General features: G+C 69.1%; 15 protein-coding genes. 8 read left to right on the forward strand and 7 right to left on the reverse strand.

What is annotated here, in order from left to right; genetic code table 11:
- Positions 1–598: 598 nt before the first annotated feature.
- From mmsA to ABD817_RS05915, 4 genes are all read left to right on the forward strand, one after another.
- On the forward strand, positions 599–2,146 hold the full coding sequence (gene mmsA, locus ABD817_RS05900; RefSeq protein ID WP_344915797.1) for a multiple monosaccharide ABC transporter ATP-binding protein: 1,548 nt from the start codon (positions 599–601) through the stop codon (positions 2,144–2,146).
- Positions 2,143–3,441 (forward strand): multiple monosaccharide ABC transporter permease, encoded by a 1,299-nt coding sequence (mmsB, locus tag ABD817_RS05905; RefSeq protein WP_425583271.1) that lies wholly within the window; start codon positions 2,143–2,145, stop codon positions 3,439–3,441. Before mmsA ends, mmsB begins: the two co-directional genes overlap by 4 nt.
- 66 nt (positions 3,442–3,507) lie before the next feature.
- The gene (locus ABD817_RS05910) at positions 3,508–4,632 is read left to right on the forward strand and encodes a substrate-binding domain-containing protein (protein ID WP_344915802.1); all 1,125 of its coding nucleotides are present in this window, start codon (positions 3,508–3,510) and stop codon (positions 4,630–4,632) included.
- A 282-nt stretch (positions 4,633–4,914) separates the two neighbouring features.
- Positions 4,915–5,556 carry a hypothetical protein gene (locus ABD817_RS05915; protein WP_344915803.1) on the forward strand — a complete coding sequence of 214 codons (642 nt, stop codon included), beginning with the start codon at positions 4,915–4,917 and terminating at the stop codon, positions 5,554–5,556.
- A 123-nt stretch (positions 5,557–5,679) separates the two neighbouring features.
- Here the strand turns inward: ABD817_RS05915 and ABD817_RS05920 are convergent, their stop codons facing one another.
- From ABD817_RS05920 to ABD817_RS05930, 3 genes are all read right to left on the reverse strand, one after another.
- Positions 5,680–6,135, reverse strand: coding sequence for a GNAT family N-acetyltransferase (locus tag ABD817_RS05920; protein WP_344915807.1), 456 nt, complete (start codon positions 6,133–6,135; stop codon positions 5,680–5,682).
- A gap of 301 nt (positions 6,136–6,436) precedes the next feature.
- Positions 6,437–7,384 carry a TauD/TfdA dioxygenase family protein gene (locus ABD817_RS05925; protein ID WP_344915810.1) on the reverse strand — a complete coding sequence of 316 codons (948 nt, stop codon included), beginning with the start codon at positions 7,382–7,384 and terminating at the stop codon, positions 6,437–6,439.
- A 99-nt stretch (positions 7,385–7,483) separates the two neighbouring features.
- Complete coding sequence (locus ABD817_RS05930) at positions 7,484–8,419, reverse strand: NADP-dependent oxidoreductase (RefSeq protein ID WP_344915812.1); 936 nt, start codon at positions 8,417–8,419, stop codon at positions 7,484–7,486.
- Between the two features lie 178 nt (positions 8,420–8,597).
- Here ABD817_RS05930 and ABD817_RS05935 point away from each other — a divergent pair, with 178 nt between their 5' ends.
- Both ABD817_RS05935 and ABD817_RS05940 read left to right on the forward strand, forming a co-directional pair.
- Positions 8,598–10,433: an ABC transporter ATP-binding protein gene (locus ABD817_RS05935; RefSeq protein WP_344915814.1), complete on the forward strand. Its 1,836-nt coding sequence runs from the start codon at positions 8,598–8,600 to the stop codon at positions 10,431–10,433.
- A gap of 157 nt (positions 10,434–10,590) precedes the next feature.
- A complete protein-coding gene (locus ABD817_RS05940) occupies positions 10,591–12,309 on the forward strand; it encodes a PQQ-dependent sugar dehydrogenase (protein WP_344915816.1) in 1,719 nt (572 codons plus the stop codon).
- On the opposite strand, the gene ABD817_RS05945 is transcribed toward ABD817_RS05940, so the two are convergent.
- From ABD817_RS05945 to ABD817_RS05955, 3 genes are all read right to left on the reverse strand, one after another.
- Entirely contained in the window at positions 12,288–12,614 is a 327-nt protein-coding gene (locus ABD817_RS05945) for a hypothetical protein (RefSeq protein WP_344915818.1), read from the reverse strand. The genes ABD817_RS05940 and ABD817_RS05945 overlap by 22 nt on opposite strands.
- A 15-nt stretch (positions 12,615–12,629) precedes the next feature.
- Positions 12,630–13,046, reverse strand: a complete 417-nt coding sequence (locus ABD817_RS05950; protein WP_344915820.1) for a PASTA domain-containing protein — start codon at positions 13,044–13,046, stop codon at positions 12,630–12,632.
- A gap of 159 nt (positions 13,047–13,205) precedes the next feature.
- Positions 13,206–13,553: a VOC family protein gene (locus tag ABD817_RS05955; RefSeq protein WP_344915822.1), complete on the reverse strand. Its 348-nt coding sequence runs from the start codon at positions 13,551–13,553 to the stop codon at positions 13,206–13,208.
- Positions 13,554–14,122: 569 nt separating this feature from the next.
- Here ABD817_RS05955 and ABD817_RS05960 point away from each other — a divergent pair.
- Positions 14,123–14,749, forward strand: a complete 627-nt coding sequence (locus tag ABD817_RS05960) for a hypothetical protein (protein ID WP_344915824.1) — start codon at positions 14,123–14,125, stop codon at positions 14,747–14,749.
- A 261-nt stretch (positions 14,750–15,010) separates the two neighbouring features.
- Here the strand turns inward: ABD817_RS05960 and ABD817_RS05965 are convergent, their stop codons facing one another.
- Positions 15,011–15,445, reverse strand: a complete 435-nt coding sequence (locus tag ABD817_RS05965) for a lamin tail domain-containing protein (RefSeq protein ID WP_344915826.1) — start codon at positions 15,443–15,445, stop codon at positions 15,011–15,013.
- 402 nt (positions 15,446–15,847) lie between these two features.
- On the opposite strand from ABD817_RS05965, the gene ABD817_RS39550 reads away from it, so the two are divergent.
- The gene (locus ABD817_RS39550) at positions 15,848–15,964 is read left to right on the forward strand and encodes a DUF3885 domain-containing protein (protein WP_425583301.1); all 117 of its coding nucleotides are present in this window, start codon (positions 15,848–15,850) and stop codon (positions 15,962–15,964) included.
- The last annotated feature ends 334 nt before the right edge of the window (positions 15,965–16,298 follow it).

A 16,298-nucleotide genomic window follows, 5' to 3' on the forward strand; every position in this document is an offset into this window, starting at 1 on the left:
AATCACCAGGCGTCACGATACGTTACAAAATGGCCACATTGGAAGGGGGGTAATTGACATGTTCGTAACGCGGGTGGATTCTCTACCCGCTGCCGTCATGACAACGATGTCATGGCTGATCGGAGGGAACCGGCATCGTTATGACCACTGACTTCTGCCTCCCGCGGCCTTGTGTGTAGCCGAGAGCCACGCTCAGGCACGGACACATCCGCCGGCGGGCGCCGCGACGATCACCCCCGCCAGACCTCATCGCCGGACCTCACGACGAGGCGGCCGGTCTCGCCCCCCGACGGACCCGCGGCGCGTGACCGCGTACGACCGAGGCGGCGGCGCACGCACACGCCACCACCAGTCGGGGAATCGTGCGAAGGATGAATCACTTTAGATTTTGTGGAAAGCCCCTGTCTTCCCGGTGCGGCCCAGGCCGCACCACGGTCGGCGAACTGATGACGAACCTCCCGGAGGAAAGCATGTCGGTGGTGGCTTGGCGCGGTCCCCTGCGGCCGGACGTGTGCGGACCCCTCCGCCGGCCCGGAGACGGCGACACCGCTGTCTCCCGGCCGTACCCGGCACGGGTCCGGGCCGCGGTGAGCCGGTCATGAGCGACGCGTCCGTCCTGTTGGAGATGCGTTCGATCACCAAGGAGTTCCCCGGGGTCAAGGCGCTCTCCGATGTCAACCTGGTGGTGCGGGCCGGTGAGATCCACGCGATCGCCGGGGAGAACGGCGCGGGCAAGTCCACCCTGATGAAGGTGCTCAGCGGGGTCCATCCGTACGGCACCTACTCCGGCGAGATCCTCTACCGGGGCGCGGAGAGCCGCTTCTCCGACATCCGGGCCAGCGAACACTCCGGCATCGTGATCATCCACCAGGAGCTCGCCCTGGTGCCCGGCATGTCCATCACCGAGAACATCTTCCTCGGCAACGAACCGGGCCGAGGCGGCGTGATCAACTGGAAGGTCGCCAACCGCCGGGCACTGGAGCTGATGGCCCAGGTCGGCCTGGAGGAGGACCCGGACACGCTGATCAAGGACATCGGCGTGGGCAAGCAGCAGCTCGTGGAGATCGCCAAGGCGTTCGCCAAGGACGTGAAGCTCCTCATCCTCGACGAGCCCACCGCCGCCCTGAACGAGGCCGACTCCCAGCACCTGCTGGACCTGCTGCTCGACTTCAAGCGGCGCGGCATCACCTCGATCATCATCTCGCACAAGCTCAACGAGATCGCGCGGATCGCCGACGCCATCACCATCCTGCGGGACGGCCGGACGATCGAGACCCTCGACGTCAAGGCGGACGGCGTCGACGAGGACCGCATCGTCCGGGGCATGGTCGGCCGGGAGCTGCACAGCCGCTTCCCCGACCACACTCCCGACATCGGCGAGGTCTTCTTCGAGGTCCGCGACTGGACGGTCCGGCATCCGATCTCCGCCGAGCGTCTGGTGGTCAAGAACTCCAGTTTCACCGTACGCCGGGGCGAGATCGTCGGGTTCGCCGGCCTGATGGGGGCAGGGCGCACCGAGCTGGCGATGAGCGTCTTCGGCCGGTCGTACGGCACCTACGTCTCCGGGAAGATCTTCAAGGACGGCCGGGAGATCGTGCTGAGGTCGGTGTCGGACGCCATCGCGCACGGCCTGGCGTACGTCAGCGAGGACCGCAAGTCGATCGGCCTGAACCTGCTCGACGACATCAAGACCTCGATGGTGTCCGCCAAGCTGTCCAAGGTCTCCACCCACGGCGTGGTCGACCCGGTGCGGGAGCATCGGGCGGCCGAGAGCTACCGGACGAGCCTGCGGGTCAAGGCCCCCACCGTCGACGAGGGGGTGACGAAGCTCTCCGGCGGCAACCAGCAGAAGGTGGTGCTGGCGAAGTGGATGTTCACCGACCCCGACCTGCTGATCCTCGACGAGCCGACCCGGGGCATCGACGTGGGCGCCAAGTACGAGATCTACGGCATCATCCAGCGACTCGCCGAACAGGGCAAGGGCGTCATCGTCATCTCCTCGGAGCTGCCCGAGCTGATCGGCCTGTGCGACCGGATCTACACGGTGTTCGAGGGGACCATCACCGGCAACATCGACCGGCGAGACGCCGACCCGGAGCTACTGATGAAGCAGATGACCTCAGCGAAGAAGGCACGTCGATCATGAGCCGCGTGAAAGAACTCCAGAAGTCCCTGTTCGGGGGGACGACCTCCAACGCCCGGCAGTTCGGGATGATCTTCACGTTGGTGGCGATCGTCCTGCTGTTCCAGATCCTGACCAACGGCCTGACCCTGAACTCCGGCAACCTCATCTCGCTGGTGAGCCAGTACTCGTACATCCTCATCCTGGCCATCGGGATGCTGATGGTCATCGTCGCCGGGCACATCGACCTCTCCGTGGGCTCGATCGCCGCGTTCGTCGGCATCGTGGTCGCGAAGGTGATGCAGGACTACTCGGTGCCGTGGTTCCTCGCCATCCTGATCGGACTGGGGGTCGGTGTCCTCATCGGCGCCTGGCAGGGCTTCTGGGTGGCCTACGTCGGGGTGCCGGCCTTCATCGTCACCCTGGCCGGCATGATGTTGTTCCGGGGCGGCAACCAGTACATCGGCAACGCCGACACCATCCCCGTGCCCGAGGGGTTCAGGGTGATCGGTGCCGGCTTCCTGCCCGAGGTCGGCCCGGACACCGGGTACAACAACCCCACGCTCCTGCTCGGCCTGCTGCTCTGCGTGGCGGTGCTGGTCCGGGAGTGGAGGGCCCGCCGGACCCGGCGGGAGATGGCGGCCGACGTCGCCCCGATGTGGATCTCGGCGATCCGGGTCGCCGTCCCGATCGTCGTGGTGGTGTTCGCGACCCTGCAGTTCGCCGGCGGACGGGTCGGGACCAGCTTCCCGATCTCCGGGATCATCCTCGGCGTCCTGGTCGTGGTCTACGGGTTCGTCACCCGCAACACGGCGGGCGGCCGGCACATCTACGCGGTCGGCGGCAACGCCCGCGCCGCCGAGCTGTCCGGCGTCAAGCTCAGGCGGGTCAACTTCCTGGTGATGATGAACATGTCGGTCCTGGCGGCCCTGGCCGGCATGATCTTCGTCGCCCGTTCGGCCGCCTCCGGGCCGCAGGACGGCATCGGCTGGGAGCTGGACGCGATCGCCGCCGTCTTCATCGGTGGCGCGGCGGTCTCCGGCGGCCTGGGCACGATCAGCGGGTCCATCGTCGGCGGTCTCGTCATGGCCGTGCTCAACAACGGCCTGCAGCTGATGGGCGTGGGGTCGGACCGGGTGCAGATCATCAAGGGCCTGGTCCTGCTGCTCGCCGTCGCGCTCGACGTCTACAACAAGAGGCAGGGGCGCTTCTCGGTCATCGGATCGCTGACGCGTCCGTTCCGCCGGGAGACACCGACCGGCCCTGCGTCCAGCACGGAGACGGACCAGGACCGCGGCAAGAGTCCGGTGGCCGGCTAACCGGCCCCCGTCGACGGGGCGGAAGACCTCCGCCCCGTTCCACATTGAAGAAGGGCACCTCTGAAAATGCGCAATATCCTCGTCAAGGGCGTGGCGGCCGGGGCCATCGCGCTTCTGTCACTCACCGCCTGCGCCTCCGAGCGTTCGCAGACCCCCGCGGGCGACACGGGCGCCTCCGCGGGCGCCACCGGTGCCGCGCAGGGCTTCGCGGCCGACTCGCTGATCGGCGTCGCGCTGCCGTCGAAGACCTCGGAGAACTGGGTCCTCGCCGGTGACCTGTTCACCAACGGCCTGAAGGAGGCCGGTTTCACCTCCGACGTGCAGTACGCCGGCTCCTCCACCACCGTCGCCGACCAGCAGGCGCAGATCTCGGCCATGGTCACCAAGGGCGCCAAGGTCATCGTCATCGGCGCGACCGACGCCGCGCAGCTGAGCACCCAGGCGGAGGCCGCCAAGGCGGCCGGCGCGACCGTCATCGCCTACGACCGGCTCATCAAGAACACCGACGCCGTCGACTACTACATCGCGTACGACAACTTCAAGGTCGGCCAGCTCCAGGGTCAGGCCCTGCTGGACGGCATGAAGGCGAAGAAGGCGGACGGCCCGTACACCATCGAGCTGTTCTCCGGCTCGTCGGACGACAACAACTCGGCGGTCTTCTTCGACGGCGCGATGGACGTGCTGAAGCCGAAGATCGACGACGGCACCGTGGTGGTCGGCTCCGGCCAGACCGACGTCAAGCAGACCGCCACCGACGGCTGGAAGGCCGAGAACGCCCAGCGGCGGATGGACTCGCTGCTGACCTCCACCTACGGCAGCAAGGCCCTGGACGGGGTGCTCTCCCCCAACGACACGCTGGCCCGCGCCATCATCACCTCGGTCAAGGGTGCCGGTAAGGACCTGCCGGTGGTGACCGGCCAGGACTCCGAGGTGGAGTCGGTCAAGTCGATCGTGGCCGGCGAGCAGTACTCGACGATCAACAAGGACACCCGCGAGCTGGTCAAGCAGACCATCCAGATGGCCAAGGACCTGCAGGCCGGTAAGCAGCCCCAGGTCAACGACACCAAGTCGTACAACAACGGGGTGAAGGTCGTCCCGTCGTACCTGCTGGAGCCGCTGATCGTGACCAAGGAGAACGTCGTGGAGGCGTACGCCAACGACCCCAAGCTGGCCCCGCTCACCAAGGAGTGACGCCCGGCTGAAGTCAGCCGCGTTCACGGGTCCCCGGAAGCTCGCAGCCGGGGACCCGTTCTCGTTGCCGCGTGGCGTCGTTCTCACGGTGCGCGGGGCGGTCGTCGTCCGTCGGCAGCCTGACGAAGCGATGACCTGAAGGCCTCGAGCGAACGCCCCTGACCGGGAAGCCTGGTCGGGGGCGTCATCCGGCGCCCGCGCCGGTGGCGGGGTCCACGGGGACGACGATCCTCGTGATCCGCGGCCCGCGCGACCGCGGGCTCTTTTCCGTACGGTGGGATTATGTTCTTCGAACCCCCTCCAGCACAGGAAGAATCGGCTCGCCCGCCCAAGCCCGGACTGCCGGGCTGGTACGCTCCGCCGGCGGAGGAGATGGGCACGGTGGTGACCAGCGGCCTGGTGCTGGCCCGCACCCCGAACATCGTCATCACCCTGCCGACGATCCAGGCGTTCGGCACCGGCTGCCTGATGAACGTGGACATCGCCATGAGGCGGCATGCCATGTCCCCCGATGACTTCCAGGCCCTCCAGCTGTCCGTGTACCCCCACATGGTCACCGGTGTGGGCGCGGGCCGGCTGCCGGACAACCTGCTGCGGTTCGGTGTGCGCTTCGCCGACGGCACCAAGGCCACCACCGTGGGACAGCGTTTCGACCTGGCGCGGCTCCCGCAGGATCCGCCACCGGCCCCGCGCCTTTCCTGGCTGCTCGGCGGCGCGTCCCTGCGCAGCGGTGACGACGACGCGGGTGTCGCCGCCATGGGGCTGTGGCTGTGGCCCCCGCCACCCCGGGAGACCTTCGAACTCGGCGTGGAGTGGCCCGCCGGCGGAGTCGAGCTGAGCCTCACCGTCCTGGACGGCGCGGCCATCGTGTCCGCCGCCGAGCGATCGGTGCCGTACTGGCCGGATTCCGCACAGGGCGAGTAGGGCCTGACCGGCGGGGACCGCCGAGAGTCCCCGCTCGACGCCTGCCACGCGTCCGGGTCAGGCCGCTCGGCGCGTGCTCCCGGGGACGTCCCGTGGGTGGCGCGCCCCGTGCGCCAGGGTCTTTCAGAGCACCCTTGTCATGAACACGCTGTACGGGTCGGGCCGGTAGTCCGCGAACGGCTCGCAGTAATCAAACCCGAACTTCTCATACAGCTTCCGGGCGGGCAGGAAGAACTCGGTCGCGCCGGTCTCCAGGCTGAGCCGGGTGAATCCCATGAGCCTGGCCTCGGTGATGATGTGCTCCAGCAGCAGGGACGCGGTCCCGCTCCGCTTGCGCGTCGGCGCGGTGCGCATCGACTTCACCTCGGCGTGGCCCGCGTCCAGCCTCTTGATCGCACCGCAACCCACCAGGCTGTCACCGTCCAGGACCGACCAGAACGTGATCTCGGGCCTGCGGAGCCCGTCCAGATCGAGGGCGTGTTTGCTCTCCAGGGGCGTGATGGATCGCATCTCCTGAACGTGCTCCTCGAGAAATCCAGCGATCTCCGGGCCGGAGAGGTCGTCGAGGACAATCTTCATTCGCTCGCCTTTCTTCGGGACCTCGGTCCCGCGGGTGCCGCGTCACATTCTCGAGCCGCCTGGAACCGGAACCGGTCCGTGGGGGGCGTTCGAGGAGTTCACCACCCGCGGGGACGACTCCGGCGCGGACCAGGGTAACAAGCGGCCCGAAGCGACCAGCGGCCCGGGGCGAGGGGCCAGGGCGACAAGGCGAGGCGGTTGACCGCCCCGGCGGGACTGAACGCCGCGCCCCGGCCCGGCGGCGCGTGAACCGGGTCCCCTGGGTGACCTCGGCGCGGGATCGGGCGCCGGGAGACACCGCTCAGACGGCGATGGGCGAGAAGGCGGCGGCGTCGCCCTTGCGAACCACGCTGGTGTCACCGTTGACGCCGATCGGGATGTCGCCGGCCAGCGTGATGCGGTGGAGAAGCCGGGGCAGGTCGTCGTAGTCCGCGACGGCGTAGTGCTGGGTGGCCCGGTTGTCCCAGATGGCGATGTCGCCCTCCCGCCAGTTCCACCGCACCGTGTTCTCCAGGCGGGTGATGTGCCGCTGCAGCAGGGAGAACAGGTCGTGGAAGTCGGCGCTGCTCAGGCCGGTGAACGACCTGACGAAGTGGCCGAGCAGCAGGGACGGCTCGCCGGTCTCCGGGTGGACGCGGACGACGGGGTGCTCGGTCTCGAACTCGCTGCTCCGGAACTGCTCGCGGTACTCCTGCTCCTTGACGTCGATCCCGCCGATCTGCGGGCGCTGCGCCGCGTAGTCGTACAGGTTCGAGTGCACCGCGCGCAGCCGGCCCGCCAGCGCCTGCAGGCCGGGGTGCAGCCGCCGGTACGCCTCCACCGTATTGGCCCACACCGTGGTCCCACCGTAGGGCGGGAGCGTGATGGCGCGCAGTACGCTGATCGCCGGGATCCGGTCGACGAAGGTCACGTCCGTGTGCCAGCTGTTGGCCTTGCCCTGTTCGGAGTCGATCGGGAGCACGGCCTCACCGTCGCCCGCCACCGTCGGGTGCGGCTTGGTGACGGTGCCGAGCAGCCTGGTGAACGCGTGCTGGTCGGCGTCGGTGGCGTGGTGCTGGTCGCGCAGGAAGACCACGCGATGGCGCAGCAGCGCGGCGCGCAGCTCGGCGACCGCCGCCGCGTCGGCGTCGCCGCCCACCCGGATGCCGCCGACGACCGCGCCGATCACGCCGCCGACCCGCGTGACGTCGATGTGCTGGTAGGAGCCGTCGGCGACGGCAGGCGTCCCGTGGTCATGGAGCTGGGTCATTCCCTGACACCTTTCGATGGCGATGTACGGATGGGCCGTATCACAGCGTGTGCCGGAGAAGGGACAACCAGACGGGGTTGTCCAGCGGGTGGGGCTCGCTCACCCGGCCACCTCAATGACGATCTTGCCTCGCGCGTGACCCGCCTCCACCGCCCGCAGTGCCTCGGCCGCCTCGTCGAGCGGGAAGGTCTCGGTCACGTACGGCCGCAGCACGCCCTGCTCGACAAGCCGCGCCACCGCCTCCAGCACCTCGCGGTCGCGCTTACGCGCCACGGGCGAACCGCCCAACCGCGCCACGGTGTCCCGGTCGGCGGCGGTGATCAGCTTCGCGGGGTCGCCGAGGAGACCGGCCACGGCCACCAGCGCGTCCCCGCCGACCAGGTCGTAGATCGCGTCGACTCCGCCGGGGGCGGCGGCACGCACCCGGTCGGCGACATCCGGCCCCGGCTCGACGTGGAGCACGCCGAGCCGCTCGACGAAGTCCTTCTTGGCGGCGCTCGCGATGCCGATCACCCTGAGCCCGGCGTTCCCGGCGATCTGCGCCGCGGCCACGCCCACCCCGCCGCCGACACCGATGATCAGCAGTGTGGCACCGGGGGGCAGTCCGAGCTGGTGCACGCCGTCGTAGGCGGTCGCCGCCGCGATGGGCAACGTGGCGGCGTCCGCGAACGACACGGCGTCGGGCTTGTGCGCGGCCAGCTCGACCGGCAGGAGCGTGTACTCCGCGTATCCGCCGGTGAGGGGGTTGCCGAACACCGCGTCACCGGGCGCGAACCCTTCGACGCCCTCGCCGACCTCCTCGACCACCCCGGCGACCTCGCCGCCGAGGACGGCCGGCAGCTCGGCCGCCGCCGCGCCGGGCGGAAGGTAGCCCGCCCTCCGCTTCCAGTCGACGGGGTTCACCCCGGCCGCCCTCACCGCGACCAGGAGCTGACCGGGACCGGGGACCGGCCGGGGAAGGTCGGCGAACGTCTCCGTCTCGGGGCCGCCGTGCTGGGTGTACGTGTACGCCTTCGGCATGTCGTTCCTCTCCATCTCCTATATTCCTACATGAATAGTAGAGATAACAATCTTATTCCCGGAACGACCAGCATGAGAGGGATGCCGGGAAAACTCCCGGCGGCGGGCCGGGCCGGCGAAAAATCGCTCGCCTCCCCCAGCCCCCCTGGGTCAACATGGCCATGACCATGGAGGTCCGGAGAGACGGAGGACCATGCTGGGATCACCCGATTCACCCGGAGAGAAACCGTCCGCCCGAAGATCCGCCGTCCTGCTGGCGCTGCGCTACTACAACGGGGAGCTGCTGACCCAGTGGCGGGTCGCCGTGCCCGCGCTAATCCTGCCGGCGCTGGGAAACACCTGCCTGTTCTACATGGCGCCGCTGGCGGTGGGCGCGATCGTGGGGCGTCTGGCCGACGGCGGGGCCGACGGCGAAGACGTCACCATCGCCGTGCTCATGCCGTACGTGCTCGGCTTCGGCGCGCTGCTGCTCGCGGGCGAGGTCCTGTGGCGGGTGGGCCTGCACTTCCTGTACCGCACGGAGGCCCGGGGCATCGAGCGGCTCGGGGCGACGGGCATGGACGAGCTGCTAGCCAAGGACGCCGCGTTCTTCCACGACAACTTCGCCGGAGCGCTGACCAAACGGGTGCTGAGTTTCTCCAGCGGATTCGAGAGCTTCGTGGACACGCTCACGTTCTCGATCATCGCCAAGGTGGTGCCGCTCGCGTTCGCCTCGGTGGTGCTGTGGCAGTACCACCCGCTGCTGGTCTTCGTGCTCCTGGGCGTCATCATCGTCACCGGTCTCCTCGTCGCCCCGCTCATTCGCCGTCGCCAGAGGCTGGTGGACCAGCGCGAGGCGGCCAAGGTGCGGGTGTCCGGGCATGTCGCCGACGTGCTGACCAACATGGAGACGGTCCGCGCGTTCGCCGCCGAGGACCGCGAGGCCGCGAAGCACCGGGCCCGGATCGCCGAGCAGCGCAGGCTGTCGCTCCGCTCCTGGGACTACGGCAACCTCCGGGTGGACACCGTCATCGCACCGCTGTCGATCCTCACCAGCACCGTCGGCCTGCTGCTCGCCATCGCCCTCCGCGGCGGCCTGGGCGTGGAGGCGGTCGTGGTGACGTTCAGCTACTACACGACCTCGATCGGCATCATGTTCGAGTTCAACCAGATCTACCGGCGCATGGAGAGCGTGCTCACCGAGTCCGCCCAGTTCACCGAGCTGCTCCTCACGCCGCCCGCGGTGGTCGACCCGGACGACCCGCAGCCGCCGCGTCCCGCCGGCGCCGGTGTCCGGTTCGAGCGGGTGACGTTCGCGTACGCCGGCAATCCGCCCCTGTTCGACGGCCTGGACCTGGACATCCCCTCCGGCACCAAGGTCGGCCTGGTCGGCCGGTCCGGCGGCGGCAAGAGCACCCTCACCCGGCTGCTGCTCCGCCTCATGGACATCGACGGCGGCCGGATCCTGATCGGCGGCCAGGACATCACCCGGCTCCGCCAGGCCGACCTGCGCGGCCTGATCGCCTACGTTCCCCAGGAGCCCGCCCTCTTCCACCGGTCGTTGCGCGACAACATCGCCTTCGCCCGGCCGGACGCCACCGACGCCGAGATCCACCGGGTCGCGCGGGCGGCGCACGTCACGGAGTTCGCCGAGACCCTGCCCGACGGCTTCGACACGCTCGTCGGGGAGCGCGGCGTCAAACTCTCCGGCGGCCAGCGGCAGCGCGTCGCCCTCGCCCGCGCGATCCTGCGCGACGCGCCGATCCTGTTGCTGGACGAGGCCACGAGCGCGCTGGACTCCGAGAGCGAGACCCTCGTCCAGGAAGCCCTGTGGGGTCTGATGCGTGACCGTACCGCCCTCGTGGTCGCGCACCGGCTGAGTACCGTCGTCCGCATGGACAGCCTGGTGGTGCTCGACCAGGGGCGCATCGTGGAACAGGGCGACCACCGCGAGCTGCTCCAGGCCCAGGGGCCGTACTCCCGCCTGTGGCACCACCAGTCCGGCGGTTTCCTGCTCGAAGAGGACCCCTCGGACGCCGTCCACCGCTGACGTCCGGAGCATCTCCGAGCCGCAACTTTCGCCACTTGGATGAAAGTTTCATCAGCACGGTGTCGTCCGCCCAGATCATCAGGGCGAACCGAGCACGGCGTTTGAGGTTCCACGGCCCGCGTGCCTACGGTGCTGGTATCCGCACAGGATGCCCGTGATGCCCAGCGATCCGATCAAGGAGTCCATCATGCGCGCCCGCGTCGTCCCGGCCCTGATTCTGGCTCTGCTCGCGCTGGTCGTCACCGCTCCCGAGGCCCGCGCCCAGGTGGTGGGTGGCTTCGACTTCTCCCGGGCGCAGGTCTCCGTCACGGGCCTTCAGGTCCCCTGGGGCCTGGCGTTCCTGCCGGACGGCGACGCGCTGGTGTCCGAACGCAACACCGGGCGCATCCTGCGGGTGCGACCGGGCCAGACGCCCACCGCGGTCGCCACCATCAGCGGGGTGAGCGCCTCGGGGGAGAGCGGCCTGCTCGGCATCGCCGTGTCGCCCGCCTACGCCCAGGACGGCTGGGTGTACGCGTACTTCACCAGCACCGCCGGGGACAACCGCCTGGTCAGGCTGCGGCTGACCGCGCCCCAGACGCAGACGGTGGTCTACTCCGGGGTCCCGAGCAACACCTTCCACGACGGCGGCCGCATCGCCTTCGGGCCGGACGGCATGCTCTACGTGGCGACCGGCGACGCCGGAAACACCGCCAACGCGCAGAACGTCAACAGCCCCGCCGGGAAGATCCTGCGCATGACGCCCACCGGCGGCGTGCCCTCGGACAATCCCATCGCGGGCTCCCGCGTCTGGACCTACGGCCACCGCAACGTCCAGGGCCTGACCTGGGACTCCCAGGGCAGGATGTACACCGCCGAACTTGGACAGAACACCCGGGACGAGGTCAACCTGATCGTCGCGGGCTCCAACTACGGCTGGCCGACGTGCGAGGGCACGTGCGCCAACCCCTCCTTCCGCAACCCGATCGTCACGTGGACGACCGCCGAAGCCTCGCCGAGCGGGCTGGCCTGGGCCAACAACACGCTCTTCGTCGCCGCGCTGCGCGGCCAGCGGCTCTGGGCGGTGCCGCTGACCGGCGCCGGTACGCCCGGCACGCCGCTGGCCGAGTTCCAGTCCGCCTACGGGCGGCTCCGCACGGTCGCGGTCGGACCCGACGGCTGGCTCTGGGTGACGACCAGCAACCGGGACGGCCGCGGCACCCCGGTGGCGCAGGACGACCGCGTCGTCCGCGTCCCACCGGCCGCCACCGAGGGCGACACCACCCCGCCGACCGCGCCGACCGGTCTCGCCGCGTCGGGGACGACCTCCACCGCCACCACCCTGACCTGGACCGCCTCCACCGACGACACGGGCGTGACCGGCTACGACGTCCTGCGCGCGCCGGGCGCGTCCGGCGGCGCCTTCACCCGGGTGGGGACCTCGGCCACCACCTCGTTCGCCGAAACGGGGCTCACCGCGAACACCACGTACCGCTACCAGGTTCAGGCCCGCGACGCGGCGGGCAACCTCTCACCGGTGTCGAACACGGCGACGGTCACCACTCCCCCGGGCGGCGGGGGCACCGGCGGGTGCTCGGTGACGGCGGCCGTCCAGTCCCAGTGGGGCAACGGGTACGTGATCCAGCCGGTCACGGTCACCAACACCGGCACGTCCGCGATCAACGGCTGGACGGTGACCTTCACGCCGCCGAGCGGCCACACCGTCACCGGCTCGTGGAACGCCACGCTGACCACCGCCGGGCAGACCGTCACGGCAAAAAGCACCGGGCACAACGGCGCGCTCGCTCCCGGCCAGAGCACCACCTTCGGCTTCCAGGCGAGCCGCCCGAACGGCGACACCCAGACACCGTCCGGCTACCGCTGCACGAGCCCCTGAGCTCCGGCCGCGTCGTCCGGCGTCGCCGGGGATCGCTCCCCCGGCGACGCCGGACGGCCCGCCGCCCCCTTCACGGCCGAGGAAGAGCAGGCGGAGCCGGTGACCACCGTCGCGGCGACGATCGTGCCGGTACCGTGGTGCACCGCCGCGCACACCATCACATGCTCGCCACCGGCGGTCATCTGTGTCTCCCAGGCACGCACCGCCGCCTGATCCCGCACCCGCCGGAACGCCATCCGCACCGCGGCACCCACGACGGCGCACAGGAACAGCGTGGAGCCCCCGCCCGGAAAGGGCAGGGGCACCGCGCGTCGCTCGTCTTACTCGCCGATCTTCTTCGCGTACAAGGTGATCAGCGTGTCGACCGTCACCTTCCGCCCGGCGGCGGGCGTCTGCTTGGTCACCACCCAGTTGCGGTCAGACACCTGGAACCGGTTCTGCCCGGTCGCGTCTTTGTCGTTCAGGACGTAGAACCCGGCGGCCTGCATGGTGTCCTGCCCTTCCTGCAGGTTCATCCCGACAACATCCGGCAGCACCTTCCTCTCCGCCGCCTCCTCCTTCTCCTCGGCCGGGGCGGGAGCGGGCTCCTTGTCGTCCTGCCCGGTCGGCTTGGCGCTCTTCTCCACAGGCACCGGCGCGGTGACGGTCACGACGGGCGCCGCAGTGTCCGCGTCCGCCCCGCACCCGGCGAGAGCGGCAGCGAGTGCGGCGGCGGCGAAAAGACCGGTGATCCTCATACGGGACGCTCCTGTGCTGTGGCGGACGGGTAGGTGAGGACGGTTCGGCCGGCATGCTGGTTCACCGGTGAGCGTCGTTCTGTTGGTGCGCCAGGACCATGGTGTCACCCCCGCCAGGCAAGGGCGGGGACGACACGCGATCGCTACAGCTGTCGCCTGTCAGGGGAGGGTGAGGGCGTCGCCTTCTCCCGGGCGGATCACCTTCTCCTGGATGACGTGCAGGTCGACGACGCGACCGTCGGGGTCGGTGAGGACGTGTCGGCCGGGTGTGAGAGTCCGGACGGTGGAGCCGGCCGGGACGGTGAAGCCGAGGCGCAGGCTTCCGGTGACGGGACGGCGACCGCCGGCGGGGTAGAGCTCGAACACGGTGCCGCCGAGAGTGGCGGCGTAGTGTTCGGGGCCGGCTCCGTGCCGCTCCTTGGCGAAGGTGAGGCCGAGCCCGGTGTAGAAGGCGTGGCAGGCGTCGAGCCGATCGGTGTAGACGACGATCAGGCTGGCGTGAATCACAGGTGTCTCCTCGATGACAGTGGACAGGGCACTCACCCCGGCTGCGGCAGGCTGCCGCCGATCGCCGTGGCCCTGGTCAGATCAATCGCCCAAGGAGAAGTTTCTTCGTGGCGAGCCCGGCGATGGCCGCGACGAATGCGGAGACGAGCAGAGCACGGACCCCGGTGACGACCGCCCGAGACTCGTCAATGCCCATCAGCGGGTTCCCCCGGCGACGCGGAGAACGGTCAGGCCAAGAGATCTCCACATGCGGACGCCCCAGCGGCTTGTCCGGGTCGCTGTCCGCGGTGCAGGCCACAGGCACCTCTCGCTGGGTGATCGCCTTGACAACGCCGACACGTCCAGGTCGATGGTCGGTCCACCGCACACGGTGATGGTGAAGGGCGGCACCGTGACGGCGGTGAGAGCGAAAGGGAGCGTACAGGCAGTCTCGGATCCGGCCGGGAAGGCCACGGAGGCTTGAGCAGCGGGAAAACCTGGAGGCCCAACCTGGTCGGCATAACCGGGCAACCGGGACGCATGGGGTGGCGTCTCCTCCCGTCCGTATCCTCTGTCCCTGGAGCCCCTGCATGCGCTCTCCTCGCATTTTCGCTCTTCTCACCGTGCTGGCCTCCACCGCCCTACTCACCCCGCCGGCCCAGGCCGTGACGACCGCGCAGACATCGGCCGCGACGACCTACCGTGGAGAAGGCGATCGACTCCTACGGGTTCGGGCGACGGCCAAGCCGGGCATCGTGAAGATCACACATGACGGGGAAGGATACTTCTCCGTGTGGTCGCTTAATCCATCGGGGAAGGAAGACGACCTCCTGGCCAATCAGGTAGGCCCCTACAAGGGAACCGCCGCGTTCAACACCGGCGCCTCCAACAGGACCGCGGCGTTCAGCATCAAGGCCGATGGCGCGTGGACTCTACAGGTGCTCCCCCTGACGAAGGCGCGCTCTTGGTCAATCACCAGCCGTGGCACAGGAGATGACGTGCTTCGGTTGAGCAGCACGAGCCGCGGCCTGCGTAGCCTGAAGGTTCGCCACAGCGGCGACGGATACTTCTCGGTGTGGACACTGGACGCGAACGGCCGGATTCACAACCTGGTAGCGAGCAAGGTCGGGACCTACGCCGGCACCGTGTCGTTGCCGCCGGGCACCCGGTACGCCTCGGTCAAGGCGAACGGCGCCTGGTCGATCGTCCGCAGGTGATCAGGGATGACGGAGCCCCGCTGCACCTCATGACCGAGGCACTCGTGAACGATCGCCGAGGGCCGCGACACCTGTCCACCCCGTCCGCCGTCGGCTCGCGTTCGACCTCAGGGGGCCGCCTTCGCGAAGGCGGCCCCTCGCCGGAGTCGGCACCGACGACAGGCCATCTCCCAGGGGCCTCACGGATCACCGCGTAACAGCACGGCATGGGACGGCGAGAGGCCCCGTCCGGAAAGGGAGAGGGCTCCTCGCGTCCTGCCGCTAGCGGCAGTCGACCCAGGCGACCCGGGAGCTGTTGTACGAGCAGGAGTCGACGAGCTTGCCGAGCGGATCCCGCACGAACCCGGCGTCCGAAGTCTGGTTCCAGATGTAGGCGAACGTCCCACCGGCCCTACCCCAGTGACGGGTCGTGGCGGTGTCCTTTCCCTTGCCCGTCCGCACGGTGACCGTCTTCCCCGCCCCGAGGGTGAACGCCCCGAACATGTAAACGTGGTCCGCCGCTTTCGTCTTGTCGCGAAGCGTCCAGCCTCTGAGGTTGATCGCTTTCCTGGTGGTGTTCTTGAGTTGCGCCCACTCGCCGTTCAGGCTGACGTTCGCCCCGTTGTCCGGCGATCCCGGCGAGTTGTAGTAGATCTTCGTGATCTGGATCACGGGCAGCGCGGCGGCCTGCGCCGGCGCGACGGGAACGATCGCCACGGCTAAAGCGGCAGCGGACAGGGCCAGGGGGAAGAAGCGCACTATTGAGTCCTAAAACTGGAAGAAGGGGGGCAATGATGAGACGGCTCACTCAAGGGCGCGGTTGGCCGGTGAACGTCGTTCTGTTGGCGCTCCAGGGCATGACAACGCTTCCATCGCGACGACCAAGGCAGCGCCTATGAATTCTGTGCATCTCACTTCGGGCATGGACGAGCACGCCGTAGTGATCACGCAGGTCGCGGATAGGCGACGGCACGCCGTGCTTGAAGATGTCGGCTTCCCACATCGGCTCCCTTGGCCCCTGGGACGTCGGGTAATGGGGCCCGGCCCCATCGATGCCGGGCCTTGAGTGGTCACAGACGACGAGATCAGCAACGTGCTCCTTGACCCCGCAGATCTCCGCTGGCTGTACCCCCCTACGACGGCGGCGCCAACGTGATCCTGCCCACGCTGGCCGAACGCGATGCCCTCAAGAACCGCCGCCGTTCCTGGCCATCCACACACCCACGAGGTCCCTGAAGGATGTAGTGAACTGCGGCAACCAGCGCCGTCGATGCTTGACCACTACTCACAGGCCAAGGGGCCGGGCAGATCCGACGGAGTCGAGCGAGGAGCCTGCCACCCACGTGACATCCTGAGCGCACCTGACTCCAACCGACTCCCGAAGATCGAAAAAGGGGCTCCGGAGAGACTCCGAAACCCCTGCCGACCAGCTAGAACCTGGTCGGGACGACAGGATTTGAACCTGCGACCCCTTGACCCCCAGCCACGAGTTGGGTGTCTGGGGCGATATGAGGGTGTCGGACGGGGAGCCTTCTACCTGGGGAAACTTCCGAGAAGGCCGGAGGCGGTC

Source organism: Streptosporangium oxazolinicum (assembly GCF_039537505.1).
Lineage (GTDB): Bacteria > Actinomycetota > Actinomycetes > Streptosporangiales > Streptosporangiaceae > Streptosporangium > Streptosporangium oxazolinicum.